25 protein-coding genes and 1 tRNA gene are annotated in these 24400 nt (G+C 19.9%); 21 read left to right on the top strand and 5 right to left on the bottom strand.

Annotated features, from left to right (window positions below):
- Positions 1–578: 578 nt before the first annotated feature.
- Positions 579–1094, top strand: a complete 516-nt coding sequence (locus ATP_RS00690) for a hypothetical protein (RefSeq protein ID WP_012504291.1) — start codon at positions 579–581, stop codon at positions 1092–1094.
- Between the two features lie 414 nt (positions 1095–1508).
- On the opposite strand, the gene recA is transcribed toward ATP_RS00690, so the two are convergent.
- On the bottom strand, positions 1509–2528 hold the full coding sequence (gene recA, locus ATP_RS00685; RefSeq protein ID WP_012504290.1) for a recombinase RecA: 1020 nt from the start codon (positions 2526–2528) through the stop codon (positions 1509–1511).
- Positions 2529–2590: 62 nt separating this feature from the next.
- Positions 2591–3247: a CDP-alcohol phosphatidyltransferase family protein gene (locus tag ATP_RS00680; RefSeq protein WP_012504289.1), complete on the bottom strand. Its 657-nt coding sequence runs from the start codon at positions 3245–3247 to the stop codon at positions 2591–2593.
- A 313-nt stretch (positions 3248–3560) separates the two neighbouring features.
- Between ATP_RS00680 and rpsT the strand changes: the two genes are divergently transcribed.
- A complete protein-coding gene (rpsT, locus tag ATP_RS00675) occupies positions 3561–3824 on the top strand; it encodes a 30S ribosomal protein S20 (RefSeq protein WP_012504288.1) in 264 nt (87 codons plus the stop codon).
- Positions 3825–3874: 50 nt separating this feature from the next.
- Positions 3875–5146, top strand: a complete 1272-nt coding sequence (gene serS / locus ATP_RS00670; RefSeq protein WP_012504287.1) for a serine--tRNA ligase — start codon at positions 3875–3877, stop codon at positions 5144–5146.
- Positions 5147–5172: 26 nt separating this feature from the next.
- Here serS and ATP_RS00665 read toward each other — a convergent pair whose 3' ends face one another.
- The 3 genes from ATP_RS00665 to ATP_RS00655 form a co-directional block, all read right to left on the bottom strand.
- The gene (locus tag ATP_RS00665) at positions 5173–5592 is read right to left on the bottom strand and encodes an HIT family protein (RefSeq protein ID WP_012504286.1); all 420 of its coding nucleotides are present in this window, start codon (positions 5590–5592) and stop codon (positions 5173–5175) included.
- 44 nt (positions 5593–5636) lie between these two features.
- Complete coding sequence (gene rnhC, locus ATP_RS00660) at positions 5637–6503, bottom strand: ribonuclease HIII (protein WP_012504285.1); 867 nt, start codon at positions 6501–6503, stop codon at positions 5637–5639.
- Positions 6504–6614: 111 nt separating this feature from the next.
- A complete protein-coding gene (locus tag ATP_RS00655) occupies positions 6615–7154 on the bottom strand; it encodes a hypothetical protein (protein WP_148208577.1) in 540 nt (179 codons plus the stop codon).
- Between the two features lie 835 nt (positions 7155–7989).
- Between ATP_RS00655 and ATP_RS00650 the strand changes: the two genes are divergently transcribed.
- The 18 genes from ATP_RS00650 to tyrS all read left to right on the top strand — a co-directional run bounded on the left by ATP_RS00650 (position 7990) and on the right by tyrS (position 24378).
- The gene (locus tag ATP_RS00650) at positions 7990–8442 is read left to right on the top strand and encodes a hypothetical protein (RefSeq protein WP_012504283.1); all 453 of its coding nucleotides are present in this window, start codon (positions 7990–7992) and stop codon (positions 8440–8442) included.
- A 218-nt stretch (positions 8443–8660) separates the two neighbouring features.
- Complete coding sequence (rny, locus tag ATP_RS00645; RefSeq protein ID WP_231834338.1) at positions 8661–10271, top strand: ribonuclease Y; 1611 nt, start codon at positions 8661–8663, stop codon at positions 10269–10271.
- 56 nt (positions 10272–10327) lie between these two features.
- Positions 10328–11092, top strand: coding sequence for a TIGR00282 family metallophosphoesterase (locus ATP_RS00640; protein ID WP_012504281.1), 765 nt, complete (start codon positions 10328–10330; stop codon positions 11090–11092).
- A 25-nt stretch (positions 11093–11117) separates the two neighbouring features.
- Entirely contained in the window at positions 11118–12017 is a 900-nt protein-coding gene (gene miaA, locus ATP_RS00635; RefSeq protein ID WP_012504280.1) for a tRNA (adenosine(37)-N6)-dimethylallyltransferase MiaA, read from the top strand.
- Positions 12010–12576 carry an elongation factor P gene (efp, locus tag ATP_RS00630; RefSeq protein ID WP_012504279.1) on the top strand — a complete coding sequence of 189 codons (567 nt, stop codon included), beginning with the start codon at positions 12010–12012 and terminating at the stop codon, positions 12574–12576. Before miaA ends, efp begins: the two co-directional genes overlap by 8 nt.
- 46 nt (positions 12577–12622) lie before the next feature.
- Positions 12623–13351 carry a pseudouridine synthase gene (locus ATP_RS00625; RefSeq protein ID WP_012504278.1) on the top strand — a complete coding sequence of 243 codons (729 nt, stop codon included), beginning with the start codon at positions 12623–12625 and terminating at the stop codon, positions 13349–13351.
- A gap of 28 nt (positions 13352–13379) precedes the next feature.
- Positions 13380–14078 (top strand): (d)CMP kinase, encoded by a 699-nt coding sequence (gene cmk / locus ATP_RS00620; RefSeq protein WP_012504277.1) that lies wholly within the window; start codon positions 13380–13382, stop codon positions 14076–14078.
- Entirely contained in the window at positions 14068–15393 is a 1326-nt protein-coding gene (der, locus tag ATP_RS00615; RefSeq protein WP_012504276.1) for a ribosome biogenesis GTPase Der, read from the top strand. The genes cmk and der overlap by 11 nt, the downstream gene beginning before the upstream one ends.
- Positions 15390–16385 (top strand): NAD(P)H-dependent glycerol-3-phosphate dehydrogenase, encoded by a 996-nt coding sequence (locus ATP_RS00610; RefSeq protein WP_012504275.1) that lies wholly within the window; start codon positions 15390–15392, stop codon positions 16383–16385. The genes der and ATP_RS00610 overlap by 4 nt, the downstream gene beginning before the upstream one ends.
- Positions 16386–16493: 108 nt before the next feature.
- A complete protein-coding gene (locus ATP_RS00605) occupies positions 16494–16784 on the top strand; it encodes an HU family DNA-binding protein (RefSeq protein ID WP_012504274.1) in 291 nt (96 codons plus the stop codon).
- Positions 16785–16934: 150 nt separating this feature from the next.
- Positions 16935–17141 carry a hypothetical protein gene (locus ATP_RS00600; protein ID WP_012504273.1) on the top strand — a complete coding sequence of 69 codons (207 nt, stop codon included), beginning with the start codon at positions 16935–16937 and terminating at the stop codon, positions 17139–17141.
- Between the two features lie 69 nt (positions 17142–17210).
- Positions 17211–18062, top strand: coding sequence for a hypothetical protein (locus ATP_RS02760; RefSeq protein WP_012504272.1), 852 nt, complete (start codon positions 17211–17213; stop codon positions 18060–18062).
- A 46-nt stretch (positions 18063–18108) separates the two neighbouring features.
- The gene (rpmG, locus tag ATP_RS00590) at positions 18109–18252 is read left to right on the top strand and encodes a 50S ribosomal protein L33 (RefSeq protein ID WP_041186055.1); all 144 of its coding nucleotides are present in this window, start codon (positions 18109–18111) and stop codon (positions 18250–18252) included.
- Between the two features lie 187 nt (positions 18253–18439).
- A tRNA-Cys gene (locus ATP_RS00585) sits at positions 18440–18513 on the top strand.
- Between the two features lie 282 nt (positions 18514–18795).
- Complete coding sequence (locus tag ATP_RS00580) at positions 18796–19461, top strand: bifunctional 4-hydroxy-2-oxoglutarate aldolase/2-dehydro-3-deoxy-phosphogluconate aldolase (protein ID WP_012504271.1); 666 nt, start codon at positions 18796–18798, stop codon at positions 19459–19461.
- Positions 19462–20238: 777 nt separating this feature from the next.
- Positions 20239–20379 carry a hypothetical protein gene (locus tag ATP_RS02880; RefSeq protein ID WP_158300318.1) on the top strand — a complete coding sequence of 47 codons (141 nt, stop codon included), beginning with the start codon at positions 20239–20241 and terminating at the stop codon, positions 20377–20379.
- 842 nt (positions 20380–21221) lie between these two features.
- Positions 21222–22817, top strand: a complete 1596-nt coding sequence (locus ATP_RS00575; RefSeq protein ID WP_012504270.1) for a DEAD/DEAH box helicase — start codon at positions 21222–21224, stop codon at positions 22815–22817.
- A gap of 307 nt (positions 22818–23124) precedes the next feature.
- The gene (gene tyrS / locus ATP_RS00570; RefSeq protein ID WP_012504269.1) at positions 23125–24378 is read left to right on the top strand and encodes a tyrosine--tRNA ligase; all 1254 of its coding nucleotides are present in this window, start codon (positions 23125–23127) and stop codon (positions 24376–24378) included.
- Positions 24379–24400: the final 22 nt, after the last annotated feature.

The raw sequence follows: 24400 nt of genomic DNA, 5'->3' as shown, positions 1-24400 counted from the left end.
TAAATTTGAAATTTAAATATTAATGATTATTTTTAATTAAAACTCAATAATTTATTTTTTTCGAATAGTTTTTAAAATTTTTGTTTGGATAAAAAATTTTACAATGAATCAAATATTAAAAAAATTAATATTTTTTTTACATTAAAAAATTTTATTATTTTAATAAATTTTATTATTTTTATTAATAATTAAAAGGAAAAATTAAAAAATTTACTGAATTAAATTTAGTTTTTAAAAAATATTTAAAAAATAAATAATATTTTTTAATATAATGAAGAAAATAAAAAAAACAAGTAGAAAGCTTTCTACTTGTTTTTTTATTCTATAATGTTACAATGTTAAAGGTTAAACATATTTAACTAAGTTATTTTTTAAGATAAATTAGAATAAAAGTTCATTAAATGAGCAGGTTAGGTGATATGTTATATTTTTATTGATTTTTATAAAAATTAAATCAATAATTAAATCAATTTTATTTAAAAATAAAAAAGAAAAAAATTAAATTTTTACTATTTTCTTGATAATATTACCTTAGTTAAGAGGAATATAATAAAATATGAAAAGGAATGATTAATTAAATGTTTCAATTTAAAAAAAATTTATTTTTTTTAAAAATTAGTTTGTTGACTTTTTTAGGATTTTTCTTAATTTTGAACATTAATATTATGGCTACGAAAAATGATCCAACAAAATCTAAGATAGATATGAAAAATAAATCATTAAGTATTGAAGACAAAGGTAAAAAAATTATACAAAATTCAAATTTAAGAAATAATCGAAAATTACCAGTTTTAAATAATTTTTTTTCAACAAATGATGAATTACCTAAAAATAAATCATTAAGTATTGAAGACAAAGGTAAAAAAATTATACAAAATAAAGAACAACCTCTAACTAATACGGATATTATTAAAATATTAACTGATAATGAAAACACAACTCCTGAAGATATTGAAAAATTAACTTATCATTTTAAAAAAAACCCAAAATTAAGAAATGATAAATCAATGCAACGTGTGATAAATTATTGTTTTGTAATGGATAAATTACCTTTAAAAGATTTTGATTTAGCATGTTTTAAACCTCAACAGTAATAATTTATTAATTACAAGTAAGACAAAAGACTCTCCATAATTTTTGTGGAGAGTCTTTTATAACTAAAAACACCTAAAAATTGATAAAAAAATCTTAATTAAATCGAATAAAATCAATATAATATATAATTTATTCATTCAAAGTTTATTTTAAAACTTGTATTAATTTTTTTAATTAAAAATATTCTAATTAGGATGATAAAGTTTTAATTTTAAATTTAAAATAAAATTTTTTTATAAATAAAACGGTTATATTAGTTTTTTTTCATTTTTCAACCAAATTTTTGTTAATTTATATTATAAAAATTATGCAGTTACCCACTTTTTTTAGTTCACTGCGCATTTTATTTTTGTGTTATTTAGTGTTATCAAAAAACTGGTCCAACCCCTCATTCATAGTTAAATGATATTTTTTTATATTTTATATTTTTTTCTAATTTGTTCTTCTAAAAAATTATAAATTTCTAAATTATTTTGTAAAAAAATTTTAGCATTTTCTTTACCTTGTGCAAAGTTTTCATTTTTATAGTTATACCAAGCACCATTTCTTTTGATTAAATTTAAATCTATCGCTAAATCTAATATTTCTCCTATTTTCGAAATACCTTTTCCATAAATAATATCAACTGTTGCCGTTTTAAAAGGTGTTGAAACTTTAGATTTAACTATTTTAATATTACTTTTAACACCAATAATTTCATCATTATTATTTTTAATTTTTTCTGCCGTTCTTCTTATATCTAAACGTAAAGAACAAAAAAACTTTAATGCTTTTCCTCCTGTAGTAACTTCAGGGTTTCCATAAAAATTTCCTACTTTTTCTCTTAATTGATTAATATAAATTACAACAGTGTTGGTTTTAGAAATTATACCAGATTGTATTCTCATTGCTTTTCCCATCATTCTTGCTTGTAAACCTACATTAATATCTTTCATTTCTCCCATTAATTCTGATTCTGGTGTTAAGGCTGCTACAGAATCAATAACTAATAAACTTATACTACCACTTTTAATTAAAGATGTAGCTATATCTAAAGCTTTTTCTCCACTATCTGGTTGCGATAAAACAAGTTCATCGATATTAACACCAATAGCTTGGGCATATTTTGGATCTAAAGCATGTTCAGCATCAATAAATGCCACATTGCCCCCTAATTTTTGAGCTTCAGCAATAGCATGCAAAGTTAAAGTAGTTTTACCTGAACTTTCAGGGCCAAAAATTTCAATAATTCTTCCTTTAGGATAACCACCAATACCTAATGCAATATCTAATGACATTGAACCTGTAGAAATAGTTTCTATACTTTGATTATTATTGGAGTTTAATTTAAAAATACTACCTTTACCAAATTGCTTTTCCACTTCTTTTATAGTTTCTTCTAAAATTTTTAAATTATTTTCTTTTTTATTATTTTCTTTTTTATTATTTTCCATAATATTCTCCTAATATTATTTTATATTTGTTTTTTATTATAATAATTATATAATACGATATTTTAAAAATTATTTTTAATAATATAAAAATTTTTTATTAAATAATTGATTCCAGAAATTAAAGTTAAAACAACTATAATTAATAGTAAAACTATTATTTGTTCTGTTTGTAAATGTTTCTTATAAATTGAATCAAATAATAAAAATCCAGTAATTACAAAAGTAAAAGCAGTTTTAAATTTTCCCAACAAAGAAGCTTCAATAATATAATTTTTTTCCGAAGCTAATAATCTTATTCCTGTTACTAAAAAATCTCTAATAATGATAACCATTATAACCATTATTAATATTGATTTTACTTTTATATTGTGTATATGTATAAAATGAAAAAAATTATGCAATGTCAAATATACTTCATTTTTGTTATTATCAGCATCATATATTTTGTATAAAAAAAAGAGAGAATTTATAACTAATAATTTATCTGCTATAGGATCAAAAAATTTACCAAAAGAAGTTTTTTGTTTAAATTTTCTAGCAAAATATCCATCTAAAAAATCTGTTATTATTGCTATAATAAAAAAAACTTGAAATACTATAATTATAATTGGGACTTGTCCATCATCCTTTAATTTTAAAAATTCATCATTTAGACATAGGAAAAAAGACATAATAATAATCAAAATTATTCTTAAAGTAGTGATTGAATTTGCAATCATTTATACAAGTACTCCGTTTATTAAAATTTTTTTTAGAAATTAATTATAAGATTATTTTGATAAATAATATGTTATTGTGTCTATTAATATATTTTAACATAATAGAATAAAAAATTTTTTTTTATATTAATATTTAAATTATTTTTAAAATATATTAAATATTTATTATTAAATTTAATATTTTTAACACATTTATTTAAATACATTTGATTTTTTTTTTGTTATTTGTTAGAATTAAATGTAAAATAAAATACGTATATATATAATCTTTACTAGATTTTTAAAAATTAAAAAATTACAGGAAGTGAATTTTATGGCAAATATTAAACAACAAATTAAACGTAATAAAACTAATGAAAAACGTAGATTAAAAAATGTTTCTTTTAAATCATCTGTAAAAACAGCTATTAAAAAATTAAATAAAGCAATTGAAAATAAAAATAAATCAGAAGCTTTATTATTATTAAATTTATCATATAAAAAATTAGATAAAGGTATTTCAAAAAAGGTATATTCTAAAAATTTTGTTTCTAGACATAAATCGAATTTATCTAAGTTAGTTAATAATATAAATTAAATAAATTATTTTTTTCACAAATTTTTTTAAATATAATTAAAAGGTAAATTATGTTAAATTTAAAATTTATTATTGAAAATATAGAAAAAGTAATAGAAAAACTTAATACTAGAACAGGTGATTTTTCATATTTAAATAAATTACTTGTTTTAAATATTAAAAAAAAAAAATTAATATTTAATATTGAAACATTAAGATATCAACAAAATAAAATTTCTAAAGAAATATCTATTTTAAAACAAAATAAAACAAATACTGAAAATATTTTTGAAAGAAGTATATTTTTAAAAAATGAAATTCATGTTTTGGAAAATGATTTTAAAAAAACAGATTCTGAAATTTCAGAAATTTTAAATAACATTCCTAATTTACCTCACGAATCAGTAATTTTACTTTCAAAAGATAATAATAAAATAAATTTTAAAAAATATTTATCTCCTAAAAAATTTAATTTTAATATTAAAGATCATGTTACTTTAGGGAGAAATTTAAATATTTTAGATTTTGATAGAGCTTCTAAGATTACTGGAAGTCGCTTTATTGTATATAAAGGATTGGGTGCGCGTTTAGAACGTTCTTTAATACAGTTTATGATGGATTTACATAGTGAAAAAGGTTATATAGAAATAATTCCACCTTTTATTGTTAATGATATATCTATGTTTAGTACAGGACAATTACCAAAATTTAAGAATGATAGTTATCGATTAGAAAATAGTAATAATTGGTATTTGAATCCTACTGGTGAAGTTCCAGCTATTAATTTACATCGTAATGAAGTTTTATCTCAAAAAAATTTACCATTAAATTACGTTGTTTTTACAACTTGTTTTAGACAAGAAGCAGGGACTGCTGGAAAAGATACAAGAGGTATCTTAAGACAACATCAATTTAATAAAGTAGAATTAATTAAATTTACCGAACCTCAAGATTCTTATTTAGAGTTAGAAAATATGTTACAAGATGCCGAATCAGTATTACAAAAATTAGAATTACCTTATCGGGTAATTATGTTACCATCACATGAATTAGGTTTTAGTGCTTCTAAAACTTATGATATAGAAGTTTGGTTGCCTGGTAGCAATAATTATCGTGAAATTTCTTCAATTAGCAATACAGAATCTTTTCAATCTTTAAGAGCTAATATTAAATTTTATTCTAAAAATAAAGGAAAAAATAAATATGTACATACTTTAAATGGTTCTGGTTTGGCTATAGGTAGGACATTAATTGCTATTTTAGAAAATTATCAAAATAAAGACGGCACGATTACTGTGCCCAAGGTTTTGCGTTCTTATATGAGAACTGATATAATTAAATAAAAAAATTACGCTATTAAATTTTTTTTTTATTTAATATTATTGATGATATTTTTTTGTATTTTTGTAAAATATTCTGAATTTAATTTACTATTTTTATTAAAATTAAAAATAATTTCTTTTTCATTAAAACGTGGTAATAAATGTATATGAAAATGAAAAATTGTTTGTCCAGCAATAATACCATTGTTATTAATTATATTTAATCCTTTAGGTTTTAAAGTTTTAATTAAAGTTTTACTTATTTTTTGTACTATTTTAAATAAATGTAAAAATGTGTTTTCAGGTACTTCAGTAATGTTAGTGTACTCTTGTTTAGTTACAATTAAAGTATGTCCTTTCGTAAATTGATTTATGTCTAAAAAAGAAATTACTTTATTATCTTCATAAATAATATAGCTAGGAATTTGTCTATTAATTATTTGAGTAAAAATAGTATCATTATTCATTTTTTAATTTTATTACCTTTTTTAATTTAAAATTTTTATGATATTTAGTTTTTAATAAATTGTTTTGTTATATTTTTAAAATTACATTTTGCGATTTTTTTTAAAATATTCATTCCGTATTTTTTATATATAAAGTTTATTTGTTTATCTACTTCTGTCGAAGCACCTAATTTTAAATTTATTCCTATTTTTTTACTTAAAGCAAAAATATTTTTTAAGAAAGCATAACGTGCAATTATAGAAGCTGCAGCTACGCTAATATGAACTTTTTCTGCTTTGTTACAAAAAAAAATTTTTTTATATACTTTTTTTTCATTTTTTAAGTAATTGAAATAATTTTTAGAACTCGTAAATTTGTCTAAAATAACATTGACATTTTTTTTTATTTTTATTAAATTTTTTAAAATCATATCGTTATGTAATATTGCCTTAATTTTATTTAAATTAAAACCTTTATTAGTTAAAATATTATATTTATAAGGATTTATAGAAATTAAAGAATAAGTTATTTTATTAATTATTTTTGGAACTAATTGAATAATTTTTTCATCTGTTAATTTTTTAGAATCTTTTATGTTAAGATTTTCTAAAAACGGAATATTTTCTGCAGATACATAAGAAGAACAAACTACAATAGAACCAAAAACATCTCCTGTTCCTACTTCATCCGAACCAATCGCGCTATAATCTTTAATATTTAATATTTCTTTAATATTTAATATTTCTTCTTGGATATTTTCTCCTTTTATAAAAAAAGTTCCATTATTATAAGCTATCATTTGTATATTATCTTTTTTTAAAAAAAAATAAATGCTATTATTATTGATTTCTTTTTCTATTAAAAAAGATTTATAAATTTTTTTTAATTTTCTTAACTGTGGTATGTCAAATGTAAAAGAATAATTTTTCATATTTAACTCTTACCCCTTTTTTATATTATATCATAATCATAGAATCAATTATTTAAGAATATAGTAATTTTTATTATTAATTTAATATAAAGTTAAAAAAATATTTAATATTTAATTTTTTAAATATATTTTATTTTGATCTTCTTCTGAATTAAATAAATCATATGGATTAATATATAAAATTTGTTCTTCGACGTTATAATAAGTTTTTGTTTTTTTATCGTTTATAAGAGAAAAATGAATATCTTTTATATCTTGTTTCATTTCTTTCAAATGTTTTATAATTTCTTTGTTTAATTTTAAGTTAATTTTATCTTTATTTATTTGATTATTTTCGTTATTTGTATTTTCTGTACTTAATTTTAAATTATCAATTTTTTGTTGTATTTCCATTTCGAATAATTTTTGTTGTAATTTATTTTCCATATCTTTTATCATTAATTGTTGTTCAATTTTTTGAAAATTTAATTTTTGTTCTATTTCTAAATTATGATAATTACTATTATTATTTTCTTTTGATAATAATTCTAAAGTTTTTATTTCTATTAATGATAAATTATTATTAAAATTATTTTTATTATTGTTATTTTCTACATATTCTGAAATTAAGTCTTGTTTTTTTTTATTTTTATTTTCGGATTTCCATTGCATAATAAAGAGTTTCCATATCATATTTAAAAAAAAACTTATAGCTTTATATATAATTTTTAAAATATGATATAAAGTTCCTAAAAAAATTAGAATTATTATTAAAAATATTAAAAACATGTTTGGATGTTCTTTTATCCATGACAGCGCTGTGTGTAAATGTAAATAGTTTAAAATTTTATCATTCATATTAAATTTGACCTACTTTCTCTATTTCTCTATTTCGAAATTAATCTTAATTCTAAACTATAGTGTTTTAGCATTTTAATTTTTTAATAAAAATATTCTAAAATTAATTAAATACGACTTATATTATATTATTATTGTACCATACTTATAATAAATTGCATGATTTTAAGAAACTAATTTTTAAATTTATTTTGTAAAACAAAATTAATACTTACAATTTGATAATAAAATTATTTTTTACGGTTTATTTAATTTTTTTTTAAAAAAAATTATAATTAACAATTATGTTAAAAATAATAAATATTTAATAATCTCAATAATTTTTATATTAAATTATTCAAATACATTAAGAGTAAAAAAATATTTTATCAATAATAAAAGAAATAAAAAATTAAGTTAATAAATAAATATTTTCTAAAATATAAATCAAATGTAATTTAAAATCTTATAAAATAATTATAATATCTTTATATAGTTTAAATAAATTTATGCTATAATGATTTATAATACTAAATAATATTAAATTAAATTAATTTTTTTTTAATGTTTTTAGTATTTACATTTTTTATATTTTGTATTATTTAACAAGATTAATTCATATTATTAATATTACAACAAAAATGCAAAAAGGGTTATAAATAAATTTTATATGAATGATTTCAAAAAATTTTTTTTAATTTTTTCTTTGTTTATTTTTTTATTATTTTTTTATTTATTTTTTTGGCAAAAAGTTAAAACATTTTTATTTAAAGATGATTTAAGTAATTTATCATTAGAAGAAAATATTTCACATAATTTTATTAATAATAGTACGGATGTTTCACAATCTCAACATTATATTTCACAAAAAAAGAAAGAAATTGGTAATGCAGCTATTAGTTACTTTATGTCTTATATGAAAAATATAAAAAATTATTTTATAAATAATAAAACTGATAAAATAAAACAAAATAATTCTTCAGTTAATGAAAAAAAAGTTAGTTTAAAAAATGAAAATTCAAATACTGACAATAATGAAAAAAAAGTTAGTTTAAAAAATGAAAATTCAAATACTGACAATAATGAAAAAAAAGTAAAAATAAAAAAAAATAAAAAAAAATAAATTTAAATAAATAAGTTTTAAAAGCTAGAAATAATTAAATTTCTAGCTTTTATTATTTTTTATTTTTTAATAAATATTTTTTAAATTTTAATTTTTATAGTATTATTAAATATTTTTAGTAAAATTATATTTATTAATATTTTTAATAATTTAATTTTTTAATATTATAATTTATTTATTCCAATTATTAATTATTGAAAGGTGTAAGAATAATATACATGTCGTCAGATAACTCGTGTGCTTTGATAAATATGTTGACAAGAGATAATAATACATTTTTTGCTTTAATTCTTTTTTTAATGTTTTTTTTAGGAATTTGTACAGGAATTTTTGTATATGTTTTTTTAAATAAAAAAAAAATTAGCAAAATTTTTAAAGAAATAAAAGATTATAAAGATAATCAGTTATTAGAAGTGCAAAAACAAAAAAAAGAAATATTAACAGAAGCCAAAAGAGAAATTTATTTTTTAAAAAAGGAATTAGAGTTTGATTTAATTGAAAAAAGAAGAGTTGTTATTGATTTAGAAAATAAAATTATTTTTAGAGAAGAATTGTTGAGTAACAGAACAGAATATTTAAATAGAAAAGAAAAAGAAATAAAAATTAAGGAAAAAAATATTAATGATATTAAAGACAATTTAGAAAAGTTAGAAAAAAATATTCAAGATATCATTTTAAAACAAAAAATAAAATTAGAATCTATTGCTTTATTAACAGAAAAGGAAGCATATAAAATTATTATCGAAAAAACTAAAATTTCTGTTAACAAAGACATAAAAATTCATTTTAAAGATAAATATGAACAAATTCAAAATAATTTTCAACAAAAAACTAAAATGTTATTATGTTCAGCCATGCAAAAATACGCGTATGATGTTACTAATGAATATAATGTAAATATTATTCATATTACAGATGATAAAATGAAGGGCCATATCATTGGAAAAGATGGTAGAAATATTAAAGTTTTAGAATCTTTAACAGGTGTTGATTTTATTATTAATGAAGTTCCTAATATAATATTGCTTAGTTGTTTTAATCCGATCAGAAGAGAAATTGCTAAAAGAACTTTAGAAATTTTAATATCTGATGGGCGTATACATCCTAATAGAATTGAAAAAATCATAGATAATGTTACTTCAGAATTAAATAATTTTATTATTGAACAAGGTGAATCTGCTGTTTTTACTACTAATATAGGCGAATTAGAACCAGAATTATTGTTTTTATTAGGACAACTTTATTTTCGTAATAGCTATGGTCAAAATGTTTTAAAACATTCCATAGAGGTAGCTTTTTTATCAGGTAAATTAGCTTCTGAAATTGGTGAGGATGAATTATTAGCTAGAAGAGCCGGACTTTTACATGATATTGGTAAAGCTTTAGATCATGAAAATGAAGGTAGTCATGTTGAAATTGGTATTAATTTGGCTAATAAATATAATGAGAGTCAAGAAGTAATTGATGCTATTGCTTCGCATCATGAAGATAAAAAACCCGATACTATAATTGCGATTTTAGTGATGATAGCTGATACTTTAAGTGCTGCCAGACCAGGCGCTAGAAAAGAATCTGTAGAAAAATATGTTAAAAGGTTAACACAGTTAGAAAATATAGCTAATAATGTTGAAGGCGTAGAAAAATCTTATGCTATTCAAGCTGGTCGAGAAATTAGAGTTATTGTTAAATCTGAACAAGTTGATGATTTTAATACCTTTATGATTGCTCAATTGATTAAAAAAAAAATTAAAGAAAATCTTGTTTATAAAGGTATTATTAAAGTTACAGTAATTAGAGAAATAAGAGTTATTGAAAAATTTAAATTATAAAAAAATTCATTTATTTTATTTAAAAATTAATTTAAGAAAGGGAATTTTTGTTTAAAATGAAAATAATGTTTATCGGAGATATTTATGGGCAACAAGGAATAGATTATTTAAAAGAAAAAATGAGTTTTTTAAAAAATAATTATAAGCCTAATTTAATTGTTGCTAATGCTGAAAACGCTCATAAAGGTCGTGGTCTAAGTTATAAAAATTATAAAAATTTAACTAACAGTGGTGTTAATGCAATAACTATGGGCAATCATACTTGGGATAATCCTGAATTAACAAATTTTATTGATAATACTAATATTGTTAAACCAATTAATGATTTAGTAAATATTGGTATTGGTTATAAGATTATTAATTGCAAAGAACAAAAAGTTTTGATTATTAATGCATTAGGCAGAGTATTTATTGATGATAAACTATCTTGTCCTTTTAAAAAAATTGAAAATATTTTAGACAAATGTAAGTTACAATATAATTTTTCTTTTTTAGATTTTCATGCTGAAGCAACTAGTGAAAAAATATCTTTAGCCCATCATTTTGATGGTAAAATTGATGCTATAGTAGGAACTCACACTCATGTACAAACAAACGATGATAGAATATTACCTAAAAAAACTTTGTATATTACTGATGTTGGTATGACTGGTTGTTCTGAGGGTGTGATTGGTAAACAAAAAGAACCTATGATTAGATCTTTTTTAGATAGAAGTCTTAAAATATCCAAACCCAATGCTATCGGAAAAAGACAATTAAACGGAGTTTTATTAACTTTAGATAGTAGTAAAAAAATTGAAAAAATTAATTTACAAGAATAATAAAATTATTTTGAGGAATTTAGATTTGAAAAAAGTAATAGTAATAACTGGTCCTACCTCTTCTGGTAAAACTGATCTTTCTATTTATTTAGCAAAAAAATTTGATGGTGAAATTATTAATTCTGATTCTGTACAAATTTATAAAAAATATAATATTGGTTCTGCTAAAATTACTTTCGCAGAGCAAAAAAGTATTAAACATCATTTATTGGATTTAAAAGAACCAGATGAAGTTTATACTATTTATGATTTTCAAAGAGATTGTAGAAAAATAATATCAAATGTTCGTTTACCATTTTTAGTTGGTGGAAGTGGATTATATATTAAATCTGCTTTATTTAATTATGAGTTATCGAATAAAAAAAACACTTCTATTATTTACAAAAATGATAAAAAAGTTTATGATGTTGATGATATGGAATTTATGATAAGAGAAATAAGACAAAAAGATCCAAAATTAGTTTTTGATAAATATAATCCACGTCGAGTAGTAAGCGCTTATTTAGATTTAAATTCTGATAAATTAAGATCTCAAAAAAAATATAAAAATAATCCTATTTATGACATTTTAACTATTTATTTAGATATTGATAAAAATATTTTACAAGCCCGAGTTATTGAAAGATTAGAAAAAATGTTTAAAATGGGTTTTATTGAGGAAACTAAACAAATTTTACAAGAATATCCTTATGCTAATTTTAATATTATTGGATATCGTGAAATAAAACTTTTTTTAGAAAAAAAAATTAATTTAACAGAAGCTAAAAAATTAATTATTTCTAAAACAATGAATTATGCAAAAAAACAAAAAACTTGGTTTAAAAATCAAATGAAAATTAACGTAATTAATGTTTTAGATTCAAAATTAAAAATTAAAACTTTTCAAATAATTAAAAATTTTTTAAAAGGAGCTGTATATGATTAGTACTAATGATTTTAAAACAGGTCAAACAATTAAATTTAATAATAATTTGTTTCAAATTGTTTCTTTTTTACATGTTAAACCTGGTAAAGGTGCTGCCTTTGTAAGATGTAAATTAAAAAATTTAAGAACTGGAAGTATCATTGATAATACATTTAATTCTGGAATTAAAGTAGAATTAGCTTTTATTAATAAAAATAAAATTCAATTTCTTTATATAGATGGAAATAAATATATATTTATTAATATAGCTAATTATGAACAAATTGAAATTGAAAAACAAAAAATAAAAAATAAAATTAAATATTTATATGAAGGAATTATAGTTGATGTTGTTATTTATAATGATTATGAAATTTTAGATATTAATTTACCGGAGAAATTAAATTTAACAGTTACAAAAACTGAATTTATTGAAAAAAAAGATGTTAAAACTAATTATTATAAAGATGCAACTTTAGAAACAGGTTTGGTGATTAAAGTCCCCTTATTTATTCAACAAGGTGAAAAAATTATAGTCAATACACAAACAGGACTTTATGTTTCTCGCTGTAATAAATAGTTTATTAATAAAATTAATAAAAAAACTTCAAATATAAAGGTATTCAATGGAAAGATTACAGAAAATTTTATCTTATTCTAATGTGGCTTCTAGAAGAAAATCTGAAAAATTAATTTTAGAAAAAAGAGTGAAAGTTAATGGTAAATTAGTTACTAAATTAGGAGTAAAAGTTTCCAAAAAAGACATTATTTTGGTAGATGATCAAATTATTAAAAATTCTGAAAATTGTTATTATTTAATTAATAAACCAAGCGGTTGTATATCTACAGTTAAAGATGAAAAAAATAGACCAACAGTTATTGATTTAATTAAAGATACCGAAAAAAAGAGGATTTATCCTGTTGGTCGATTGGATTTCAATACTACAGGTTTGTTATTAATTACTAATGATGGACAATTGACTAAAAAATTAACACATCCTTCTTCTTTGATTGAAAAAGAATATCATGTAAAAATTAATTATTGTTTGAGCAGTTTAGAATTAAAAAAACTTCAACAAGGAGTTATTATTGATGAAAATTATTTATCAGTACCGAAAAAAATTAAAATTTTAAAAAAAAGGTTGTTACCCAAACCTTCTACTTGGCTTCAAATTATTATTACAGAAGGAAAGAATCATCAAATAAGAAAGATGATGGAAAAATTAGGATTCCATATATTAAAATTAATTCGTTATCGATATGCTTTTTTAACAATTAAAGGAATAAAAAAAGGTCAGTATCGTATTTTAAAAATTCACGAAATTAAAAAACTTAAAATTTTAAAATATTTTTAAAAATTAAATATTCATTAAGGAGTTTTTTATGAAAGGATTTAAAATAGCTATTGATGGGCCGGCGGCATCTGGTAAAAGTACCATTTGTAAATTAATTGCTGAAAAATTAAATTGTGTTCATATTGATACTGGTTTAATGTTTCGTGTTATTACATTATATTTGATTAAAAATAAAGTAAATTGGGCACAAATAACTGAAGAAAATTATTTAAAACTTTTATTAAATAATTGCAATATTTATTATGAAAAAAATCATATTTATTGCAATTATCAAAAAATGTGTTTAGAGATAAAACTAAAAAGAATAGAAATCGATAATAAAGTATCTTTAGTAGCTTCTTTACCTTTTATTAGACAAAAACTTTTATTATTGCAACAAGAAATTATAAAAAACAATCCTTATTTAATTATGGATGGTAGAGATATCGGGACTATAGTAATGCCAAATGCAGATTTAAAAATTTTTTTAACAGCCAATATTGAACAAAGGATTTTACGTAGAGTAAATGAATTTAAAAGTAACAAAAGTGTTAATGAATTACAAAAAATAACTAATAATATTAAATTACGCGATCACAAAGATTTTAACCGCCTTATTTCTCCTTTAAAAAAAGCTGAAGACGCTATTTTATTAGATACCACAGACATTAATATTATCGAAACAGTTAATCAAATTCATAATTTAATTTTACATAAAAAGAAATTATTAAATCAAAATGAATTTTAAAGTTGCTATCGTAGGCAGACCTAATGTTGGTAAATCCAGTATATTTAATCGTATTTTGAAAAAACGTTTATCAATTGTTCATGATAAACCTGGAATTACTAGAGACAGAATTTATGCTCAAGCAGATTGGTTAACAAAAAGTTTCGATATTATTGATACAGGCGGTATAGAAATTAAAAATACTCCTTTTTTAAAACAAATTAAATATCAAGTTCAATTAGCAATTGATGAAGCTAATTTAATTTTATTTGTTGTTGATGGACGTATTTTTGGAAATCAAGGTGATATTTATATTTCTAAAATTTTACTTAAAACAAAAAAACCTGTTATTTTAGTAATTAATAAGATTGATAATAAAGATTTATTATCTAATACTTATGATTTTTATTCTTTAGGTTTTAAAAATATTCAGATTGTTAGTGCCAATCATGGAATTGGTATAGGTGATTTATTAGATAAAATAATTTTTTTTCATCACAAGAAAGAATATTTTTCAAAAGATTCAGTTATTAAATTTTGCTTGTTGGGTCGTCCTAATGTAGGTAAATCTACTTTAACTAACATGATTTTATCACAAGAAAGAATGGTTGTATCCGATATTGCTGGAACTACAACTGATGCTGTTGATACTTTTTTTCAAAAAGGGGAAAAAATTTATCAAGTAATTGATACGGCTGGCATCAAAAAAAGAGGAAAAATTTACGAAAAAGAAGATAAATATAGTGTTTTAAGGGCTTTAAGTGCTTTAGGACGTTCTGATATTGCATGTTTAGTTTTAGATGCTGATAGAGGTATATCTGAACAAGATAAAAATATAGCAGGTTTAATTTTAGAATATAATAAAGCTTGTATTATTATTGTTAATAAATGGGATTTAATAAAAACAGAAGATTATGATCAAACTAAATATTTTATAAATAAAATTAGAAATGAGTTTCAATTTTTGAATTATGTTCCTATTGTTTTTTTATCTGCTAAAAATGAAAATAAAAATAAAAAAGAAAAATTATTGAATCTTTTGAACCAAATTTTTTTAAATTATACACAAAAATTTTCCAATTATATTTTAAATAATATTTTACAAGAGTCTGTTTTAATACATTCAATATCTTCTTTTAATAAAGGTAAAGCGAAATTTAATTATATTACCCAAACTAAAAATAAATTTCCAGAATTTGTTTGTTTTGTTAATAATCCTAAATTTATTCATTTTTCTTATGAAAGATTTTTAAAAAATCAATTTAGAAAAAATTTAAATTTAGAAGGAGTTCCATTAAAAATTATATTTAAACCAAAGGAAATAAAAGACTTATGAAAATATCTATTATTGGCGGAGGAGCGTGGGGTTCGACTTTAGCTCAACTTTTAACTGATAATAATCATCAAATATTAATTAATGAGATAAATTTAGAATACGTTAATAAAATTAATAATGGCATACATCCGATTTTTAATCAGATTTTAAAAGATGTAAAAGCTACTGTTTCTTTAAGCGAAACTTTAGAATTTTCAGATTTTATTGTTTTATGTTTACCAACTAGAGTTATGCGTTTAACTTTAAGAAAAATTAACAAAATTATATCACAACCTAAATATTTTATTAATGTTTCTAAAGGTATGGAAATTGAAAATTACAAAATTATTTATCAAATTGTTCAAGAAGAAATAACAATTCAAAATATTAAAAATTATGCTTGTGTCATGGGTCCATCTCATGCTGAAGATGTTATTTTAAGGAAATTAACTTTATTAGTGGCAGCATCTTTGGATTTTTCATTTGCTTGTAAGGTGCAAAAAATTTTTTATAATTATAATTATTTAAGAGTTTATTCTTCAAATGATTTATATGGTGTAGAAATTTGTAGCGCTTTTAAAAATGTTTTAGCTTTAATTAGTGGTGTTTTAGATAGTTTTGATTTTGGTTATAATTTTCAAGCTGGTTTTATTTCGAGAGGTTTATTAGAAATGGCAAAGGTAGTTGATTTTTTCAAAGGTGATAAACAAACTGTTTTTGGATTAACAGGATTAGGAGATTTAATAGTTACTGCTTTTAATGAGAATTCCAGAAATTATCAAGCAGGTAAAAAAATTGGATTAGGTATGGAGATAAAAGACATTATTAAAAATTCTTCTCAATCAATTGAAGGAATTAATAATTTAAAAGCTTTTTATAATTTGTCTTTAGAAAAAAAAATAGATTTGCCAATAGTAAAAGAAGCTTATCAAATGATTTTTAATTATAAGTCTATTAAAATAATATTGAATAATTTATTAAAAAGACCTTTAAAATTAGAAAAAATATTTTAAAATTGCTTTATTTTATTAATAATTTTTGAATTTAAATATTTTTTATGTTATAATCTATTTTGATAGTTTTATATATAAAAAAATATAAATAAAGGAGAATTTTATTTAATGAATAAAATTGAATTTATAAAGCAGTTATCTGATAAATTAGAAACTACTGAAAAAGAAGGAAAAAAAATTATAAACGCTGTTATTGATGTTATCAGAATAAATTTGTTACAAAACGAAAAAATTTTGATTACTGGTTTTGGTACTTTTTGTGTAAAAACAAGGAGTGAGCGTGAAGGAAAACATCCAAAAACAAGAGAGATAATTAAAATTCCTGCTAAAAAAATTCCTTCTTTTAAAATGAGTAAAAGATTTAAAGATGTTTTTATTCAAATTAAAAAAAAATTATAAATTTTATTTATTTTTATTTAATTTGTATTTTTTAAAAAAGTTTATTTTATTTTAAAAATTGATCTATTATTTTTTAAATATTGTTTATGAAGTTATAATTATTTTTAATGATGATTTAAAAAATTTTTAATAGAAAGGTTTTATAATTTAGTGTTAGATAATAAAAAAACTTTTTTAATAGGTGAAAAAGTAAAAGTTGATAATGAAAAAGAAATAGGGGTAGTTACTCGTATTGATTTTGAATCAGGCGTTATTTATGTTTTATTTAAAAAAATGAGAGAAAAATCTTATCCCTATCCGGAATCTTTAAATCAAAACGTTATTAAACCTGTATTTTCAAAAAATAAAAAGAATTAATTTATATTTTTACTATTAATTATTAATAATTAATAATTAAATTTATATCAATATTAAAGGAATTAATAAATGTTTTTTAAAAAGTTTTTATATTTAAAATATAAATATAAGAATCATATATTATTTTTTTTTGTTTTATTTGCTTCTCTTAGTTTTTTTTTAAATATTTGTAATTTACAAGATATTAAAATTATTAAAGATTTTGAGAAAACAATCAATAATAATAGATCTTATAATCAAACAGATAAAACAACTCAATTTAAATATGACAAAGGTTTTTATCCTTTTGATACTCCTATTTCATTAATTTGGTTTTTCACTAAACAAAGTAATATACTAATTTTTATCATTTATTTATTATATTTTTTTAAAACAAAAAATTATGATTGGTATATTTATTTAGTTTTTATTGGCTTGATTGATATTATGATGACTGGTATGATTTATCATTTTATTATTAATAAAGGAAGCAGTTTTGTAAAATTTTATCACCACCCAAATTTAAAAAATTTTTTATCTCAATTAGAACATACTATTAATCCAATATTTTTTTTGTTTTTTTATTTTGTTTATACAAAAAAAACAATTTCTTATAAAAATATTTGGATTGCTTTAATTCATCCTAGTATTTATGCTTTATTTTTTTTATTTTATGGTTACTTTAATTTTATTGAAAATTCTTTTAAGAAGCAAGAAATTAAAAAAGATCCTATTCAATATTATCCTTATTTTTTTTTCTCTCCCTTCGAAGGAAAAACAATTCCATCTTCTGATAAGCATAAGCAATTGAAAATAGTTGAATTTAAATATATAGGATATAAAAAAACTTCTAGATATATAGGAATTTTATTCAGTTTAACTACTTTTTTTACTTATATTTTTTTATTTATTAAAAAACACTTTTTAAGCGAATATGATTAAAATAAAATATTTATAAAATTTTTTTTAAAAAGGAAAATATTGTAATATGCGTGTTTTAGTGAAATTAATATGTATGGAATGTGGTAGAGAAAATTATCATACTGATAAAAAAAAATCTACACCTCTTTTAAAATTTAAAAAGTATTGCCCTTTTTTACGTAAATATACTATTCATAAAGAGAAGAAATAAAAAACTATATTTATTATTATAAATATAGTTTTTTATTTATTTTAAAATATTTGGAAATATTTTTTTTTTTTAATATAATACTTATGATAAAAGAAAAATAAAATTAAATCTAAGTAAAATTATAATAATCATTTTTAATATATTTATATTTTTTTTTATTTTTTTTATGTTATATTTATGAATATTAGGCCCTGTAGCCAAGCGGTAAGGCATGGCTCTGCAAAAGCTTGATCATCGGTTCGAATCCGTTCAGGGCCTCCATTTAATATTTTTTATAATTTTGGTTTTTATAATTACTAATATTAGATTTTTAACAAAAATTTAGACTTTTGAAAAAAACTAAATAAATTTATTTAATTAGAACGCTTTTATAGGTTTTTTTTTTATAAAATTAAATAAAAATTAAAAAAATAAAATCATTTAACTTAATTAAATGAAAAAATAAAAAAAGTTCAATAATTTTTATTAAATTTAAAAAAATATTATAAAATAAAATTGTAATAATTTATTTTAAGAATAATATCATAGAGGAAATTTAATAAAATGAAGAATATAAAAAAACATTTACGTCTTTTAAATGAGGATCCTTTGTCTGTAATAATTAGGACTAATGATTCTGATAATGCTAAAAGAATAATTCAAAATACTATTAACAGTGGTTTTAAATTTATAGAAATAACTTTAACTACTCCAAATGTTTATCAAATAATTACAGAAACTAGAAAAAAATATCCAGAAGTAATTGTTGGAGCAGGAACCGTTTTAATTTTAGAAGAAGCAAAAAAAGCTGTGCAGGCTGGAGCTCAATATTTGGTATCACCTGTTTTTACAAAGGAAATTTTAAAATGGTCTTTAGAAAATGATATTTTATATGCCCCTGGGGTTATGACTGTTAATGAGATGTATCAAGCTTATCAAAAAGGCGCACAATTATTAAAATTTTACCCTGCTGTTTCTTTATCAATAGAAACATTAAAATTAATTTCAAATCCTTTTCCTAATAATTTTAAAATTTTAGCTACTGGTGGCATTTATTTAGATAATATTGATGATTATTTTGATGCTGGTGTTTATGCAGTTGGTATAACTGGTAAATTAGGAGGAGCAAATATTCAAACTACAGATCAAGAAATTTTTGATTTAGCTAAAAATTATGTTGAAAAAGTCAAAAAAATAGTTTATAAAAGAGGTTGTTGTGATTGCATGTAAAAATAATGTTCCTATTTTAATAAAAAAAATGGCTTTTTGTGTTTATTGATATTCAAGTGATGTCTCTGTAACTATCGAAATTAATACAGAAAAAAATTAATATTTCGATCAAAACTCCTTTTATTATACAGTTTGAAAAAAGAATTTAAAAAGTAGTTTTAAATACTTTTAGAGACTTTTGTTATCAATCGATGTAATTTAATTATTAAAGATTCTTTAATTATGTTAAAAAAATAAATGTTACAAAAAAGGCATTTAAGTTTCTTTTTTAGGTGGAATTATTGTGTTAGAAATATATTTACTAAAAGAAGGTTTAGTAAATAAATTATTAGATGTACAATCTTTTGATACAATCGCAATAGAATTTATACAAAAAATAATAATTATTTAGAGAAATGTCTGCTTCTTTTTATGCTAATCGTTGTACTCAAAATTATGCATCTCTGTGTACTGCAGTGACCCGCTTTTTGGTATTACCAGAAAACACAAAAAATAAAATAAATTACGCTTTTAAAACAAGCTAAATTGTTTATTAAAAAAAACATTTTAGCTTTTTTTGTTATCTAAATTGAGTATATGTTAATTTTTATCACATAGAATCTATTGATAAATAGTTTGCTAAAAAGAATCACCTATCTTTTTATTATTTATTGATTGATTGTGTTTAGTAAAAATTTACACAAAAAAAGAGGGGAAATATATTATTAAAAATGATTAAAAAAATTTAAAATAAAAAAAATATTAATTAATTTTAAATAAAAAAAATAGATTTATATATTGGAATTTAAATCATTATCTGATTTAGAATGTGAAAAATTAGTAGAAAATTTAATTAATAAAAAATTTAATAAAAATTATTTAAATTATTATTTTGAAGATTTCGAAACTAAAAAAAAAAAAAATATAATCGCGAATTAAAAATTTTATTCAAATTACTAAAAAATTAATTTCTCAAATAAGTAATAATATTTTTAAATTTACCGAATTTTAAAAAACCATCAAAAATTTTAATCAAAAATTTGCATAATTAAATTATTTTATTAATTAATTAAAAATTAATAAAAAGGAGTGTTAAATATGAAAAATTTAATCGATGCAAATAAGATTAATCGAAACTTTAATTAATCAACAATTTGATGAAACGTTTGAAAATTTTATTAAAGATATTAATATTATTGATAATAAAAATCAAAAAATTTAACTTTTATTTTTAAAATAAAAAAACATCTTTTTTTTTATTTATGCAGCAAAAAAGCCAAATTTTTACAAAAAATAAAACAAATATTTTAACAGATAGTAAAATAATATTTTTTTATTTTATGATTATTTTAAATATTTTTTATTTGTCATTATTTCAATTATTTTTATTATGATTTTGAATATAATCTTTATTATTACAAATAATAATAAAGAACAAGCGGTTAATTTTTTTTGGTATCATTATTATTTTTAGTTTGGTTATTGATTTTGTAAACATTGAACTAATTATTAATTCATGGTTACCATTGAAATACTAATAACAATTAACTTTTGGTTTTCAAATTATTCTTTTTTATATTTTTTAAACTATTTTACAATTTATTTATTGTTTATGTTTGTTTAGAAATAGAAATTGATAAAAAACTATCTTACATAAGATAGTTTTTTAAAATTACTTCATTTTTTTATTTTAATTTGTTATAATAAATAAAGGTGTAAACTAAATTTATCTTTATTAAAGATAAAAAAATACATTTTATAAATATAAAAAAGAGGTAACAATGGATATTTTATTTGAAAACTTTAATATTTTACCACAAACACAAAAAGCTTTAAAAGAATTAAATTTTTTAAAACCTACCGCTATTCAAAATTTAGTAATTAGTGAAATGATTGAAGGTTATGATATAATCGGTCAAGCTCAAACTGGTACAGGTAAAACTTTTGCTTTTGGAATACCTATTATTGAAAAAATTGATCTTAATATAAAACAAACACAAAGTTTAATTTTGTGTCCAACGAGAGAATTAGCTCTCCAAGTTTTTCAAGAATTTAAAAAATTAATTAAATTTTATGTAGAAATAAAAATCGCTGTTATTTATGGGGGTGAATCTTATATTAAACAATTTAAAGTATTAGAGACTAAACCTCATATAATTATTGCAACCCCTGGGAGAGTTATCGATCTTTTAGAAAGAAAAAAAATTGATTTTTCAGGATTAAAAATTTTAACTTTAGATGAAGCTGATGAAATGTTAAATATGGGTTTTCAAGAAGCACTAGAAACTATTTTACAAAAAATACCAAAAAAAAGACAAACAGTTTTATTTTCCGCTACTTTACCGCCTACTATTCAAAAAATAGCTAATAAATATCAAAATAATCCTAAAGTTTTAAAAGTTTATCAAAAAAACATTGCTGTTAGTTCAGTACAACAATTTTATTTTTTAGTTAAAGAATTTGATAAATTAAAATTATTAGTTCGTTTATTAGATTTAGAAAATCCTAATTCAGTTATTATTTTTGCAAATACAAAAAAAGATGTTGATGAAATTAACGCTTATTTACAAGAAAATAATTTTTCAGTTGATTTTCTTCATGGTGACTTAAAACAAAATCAAAGACAACAAGTTATGAATAATTTTCGTAATCAAAAAATTAAAATTTTAATAGCTACTGATGTTGCAGCTAGAGGTATTGATATTTCTTCTATTACTATGGTTATTAATTATGATTTATCCCGCCAAAATGAAATTTATGTTCATCGTATAGGTAGAACTGGGAGAGCAGGTTTAAAAGGTTTAGCATATAGTTTTGTTGCTCCAAGTAAATTATCCCAATTGAAAAGTTTAGAAAATTATTTAAAAGAAAAATTAATTTTTAAAACCATACCTAAGGTAAAAGATATTCAAGAAAAAAAATTAAAAAATTTTCAAGAAAAAATTTTTGAAATGATTAAAAATAATCCGCAAGAAGATATTAATGATGAATTAATAAAAAATTTATTAGATAATTTTGATAATAAACAAATTATAAAAGCATTATTAAACCTTATAATGCCAATAAAAAGAAATTATCAAGAAATTTCTCAAACTAATAATTTTAAAAATAATTTTGTTAATAAAAATTTTAGTTCTTCTCGTAATATGTTACCTTTAAGTATTAATTTGGGTAAAAAAGATATGATTAATCCCGCTTTATTATTAAAAATATTACATGAAAAGTTTAACATTTACAGTAAATATGTTGGTAATATTAAACATTTATCTAATGAAAGTATTTTTGAAATTCCCAATCATTTTTGGATGAAAATAAAAAATAAAAAAAATATATTTTTTAATAATAAGATATTAAAAATTAACCAAACATATCTTTAATTTATATATTTAATAAAAAAATTTTTGTTAGTAGAAGTTTTAACTAACAAAAATTTTTTATTTTTTTTTAAACTGTTTATTTTTAATTAATTATTTTATATTTTAAAATAAAATTTTAATTTTTATGTTATAATTGTTATAATTAAAATAATTTAAAATTAATTTTATATTTTTTATTTTATAAGTTATTGAAATAACTTGATTGATTGTATTTTTATTTATATTTTATAAAAGTGAGTCGAAAACTCACTTTTAATTTTTATTGATATTCAAGTAATTTATTAATTAAATTATTAGGAGAATTTATGTGTCTTTATTTGAAGAATTAAAATGGCGCAATTTAATTACTGAATGTAGCGATGAAAAAAGAGCAAAATTATTGTTAGATGGTAATAAAAAGATTAAATTTTATTGTGGATTTGATGCTACAGCTGGTTCTTTAACTGTAGGCCATTTGGTTCAAATTATTACTTTTTTATTGATACAAAAAAAAGGTCATTTTCCTATTGTTTTATTGGGCGGGGCAACTAGTTTTATTGGTGATCCCAAAAAAATAGAAGAAAGAAAATTATTAGATCCTAGTCAAATTTTAGATAATTTTAATAAAATTAGTTTGCAATTTAAAAAAATTTTATCTTTTATATCTTTTGAAATTGTTAATAATTATGATTGGATTTCAAAAATAGATGTTATTAATTTTTTAAGAAAATATGGCAAACTTTTTAACATTAATTATATGCTTTCTAAGGAAGTAATTGCTAATAGATTAAAAAAAGGACTTTCGTATGCTGAATTTTCTTATATGGTTTTACAATCTTTAGATTTTCAATATTTATTTGAACATAAAAATGTTATAATGCAATTTGGTGGTTCTGATCAATGGGGAAATATTACTAGTGGATTGGAATTAATTAGAAAAATAAATAAAATTAAAGATAATGATAAACCTGTTGGCATGACAAATGCATTATTATTAAAATCCGATGGTACCAAATTTGGTAAAAGTGAAGATGGTGTTTTATGGTTAGATCAAAAATTAACCTCTCCTTATAAAATTTATCAATATTTTTTAAATACTGAAGATAAAGAAGTAGTTAATTATTTAAAATCTTTAACTTTACTATCTAAAAAAGAAATTATTAATTTAAAGGAAGAAAATATCGTTAACCCTCAAAAGAGATTAGCTCAAAAGATTTTAGCTAAGGAAATAATTACTTTAATTCATGGAAAAAAAATTTTTGAAAATTGTTTTAATACTAACCAAGCTTTATTTGTAGGAAAAAAAGATCAATTAAGCGAACAAAGTTTTTATTTTTTGAAATATACTTTAAATTATATTGAGGTTAATGATAAAATTTCTTTACTAGAAGCTTTAGTATTTACTAAATTAACTAATTCAAAAAATAAAGCTAAAGAATTAATTTCTAACCATGCTATTAAAATTTTTGATCAAATAGTAGATGACACAGAATTAATTTTAAATATCAAACACTCTTTATTTAATAAATATATTTTATTAAAAAAAGGTAAAAGATTTAACGCTTTAATCATTTTTAAATAGATTTTCAAAAAATAAATTTTAT

Origin of the sequence: Candidatus Phytoplasma mali (assembly GCF_000026205.1) — a bacterium.
In the GTDB taxonomy this organism is placed as follows: domain Bacteria; phylum Bacillota_I; class Bacilli_A; order Acholeplasmatales; family Acholeplasmataceae; genus Phytoplasma; species Phytoplasma mali.
This window is presented reverse-complemented; position numbering and strand designations above follow the sequence as displayed.

Bases quoted from the DNA above. Each gene is read 5' to 3' on its own strand.
- ATP_RS00690 (WP_012504291.1), top strand. From the start codon at position 579: ATGTTTCAATTTAAAAAAAATTTATTTTTTTTAAAAATTAGTTTGTTG.
- recA (WP_012504290.1), bottom strand. From the start codon at position 2,528: ATGGAAAATAATAAAAAAGAAAATAATAAAAAAGAAAATAATTTAAAA.
- ATP_RS00680 (WP_012504289.1), bottom strand. From the start codon at position 3,247: ATGATTGCAAATTCAATCACTACTTTAAGAATAATTTTGATTATTATT.
- rpsT (WP_012504288.1), top strand. From the start codon at position 3,561: ATGGCAAATATTAAACAACAAATTAAACGTAATAAAACTAATGAAAAA.
- serS (WP_012504287.1), top strand. From the start codon at position 3,875: ATGTTAAATTTAAAATTTATTATTGAAAATATAGAAAAAGTAATAGAA.
- ATP_RS00665 (WP_012504286.1), bottom strand. From the start codon at position 5,592: ATGAATAATGATACTATTTTTACTCAAATAATTAATAGACAAATTCCT.
- rnhC (WP_012504285.1), bottom strand. From the start codon at position 6,503: ATGAAAAATTATTCTTTTACATTTGACATACCACAGTTAAGAAAATTA.
- ATP_RS00655 (WP_148208577.1), bottom strand. From the start codon at position 7,154: ATGCAATGGAAATCCGAAAATAAAAATAAAAAAAAACAAGACTTAATT.
- ATP_RS00650 (WP_012504283.1), top strand. From the start codon at position 7,990: ATGAATGATTTCAAAAAATTTTTTTTAATTTTTTCTTTGTTTATTTTT.
- rny (WP_231834338.1), top strand. From the start codon at position 8,661: ATGTCGTCAGATAACTCGTGTGCTTTGATAAATATGTTGACAAGAGAT.
- ATP_RS00640 (WP_012504281.1), top strand. From the start codon at position 10,328: ATGAAAATAATGTTTATCGGAGATATTTATGGGCAACAAGGAATAGAT.
- efp (WP_012504279.1), top strand. From the start codon at position 12,010: ATGATTAGTACTAATGATTTTAAAACAGGTCAAACAATTAAATTTAAT.
- ATP_RS00625 (WP_012504278.1), top strand. From the start codon at position 12,623: ATGGAAAGATTACAGAAAATTTTATCTTATTCTAATGTGGCTTCTAGA.
- cmk (WP_012504277.1), top strand. From the start codon at position 13,380: ATGAAAGGATTTAAAATAGCTATTGATGGGCCGGCGGCATCTGGTAAA.
- der (WP_012504276.1), top strand. From the start codon at position 14,068: ATGAATTTTAAAGTTGCTATCGTAGGCAGACCTAATGTTGGTAAATCC.
- ATP_RS00610 (WP_012504275.1), top strand. From the start codon at position 15,390: ATGAAAATATCTATTATTGGCGGAGGAGCGTGGGGTTCGACTTTAGCT.
- ATP_RS00605 (WP_012504274.1), top strand. From the start codon at position 16,494: ATGAATAAAATTGAATTTATAAAGCAGTTATCTGATAAATTAGAAACT.
- ATP_RS02760 (WP_012504272.1), top strand. From the start codon at position 17,211: ATGTTTTTTAAAAAGTTTTTATATTTAAAATATAAATATAAGAATCAT.
- rpmG (WP_041186055.1), top strand. From the start codon at position 18,109: ATGCGTGTTTTAGTGAAATTAATATGTATGGAATGTGGTAGAGAAAAT.
- ATP_RS00580 (WP_012504271.1), top strand. From the start codon at position 18,796: ATGAAGAATATAAAAAAACATTTACGTCTTTTAAATGAGGATCCTTTG.
- ATP_RS00575 (WP_012504270.1), top strand. From the start codon at position 21,222: ATGGATATTTTATTTGAAAACTTTAATATTTTACCACAAACACAAAAA.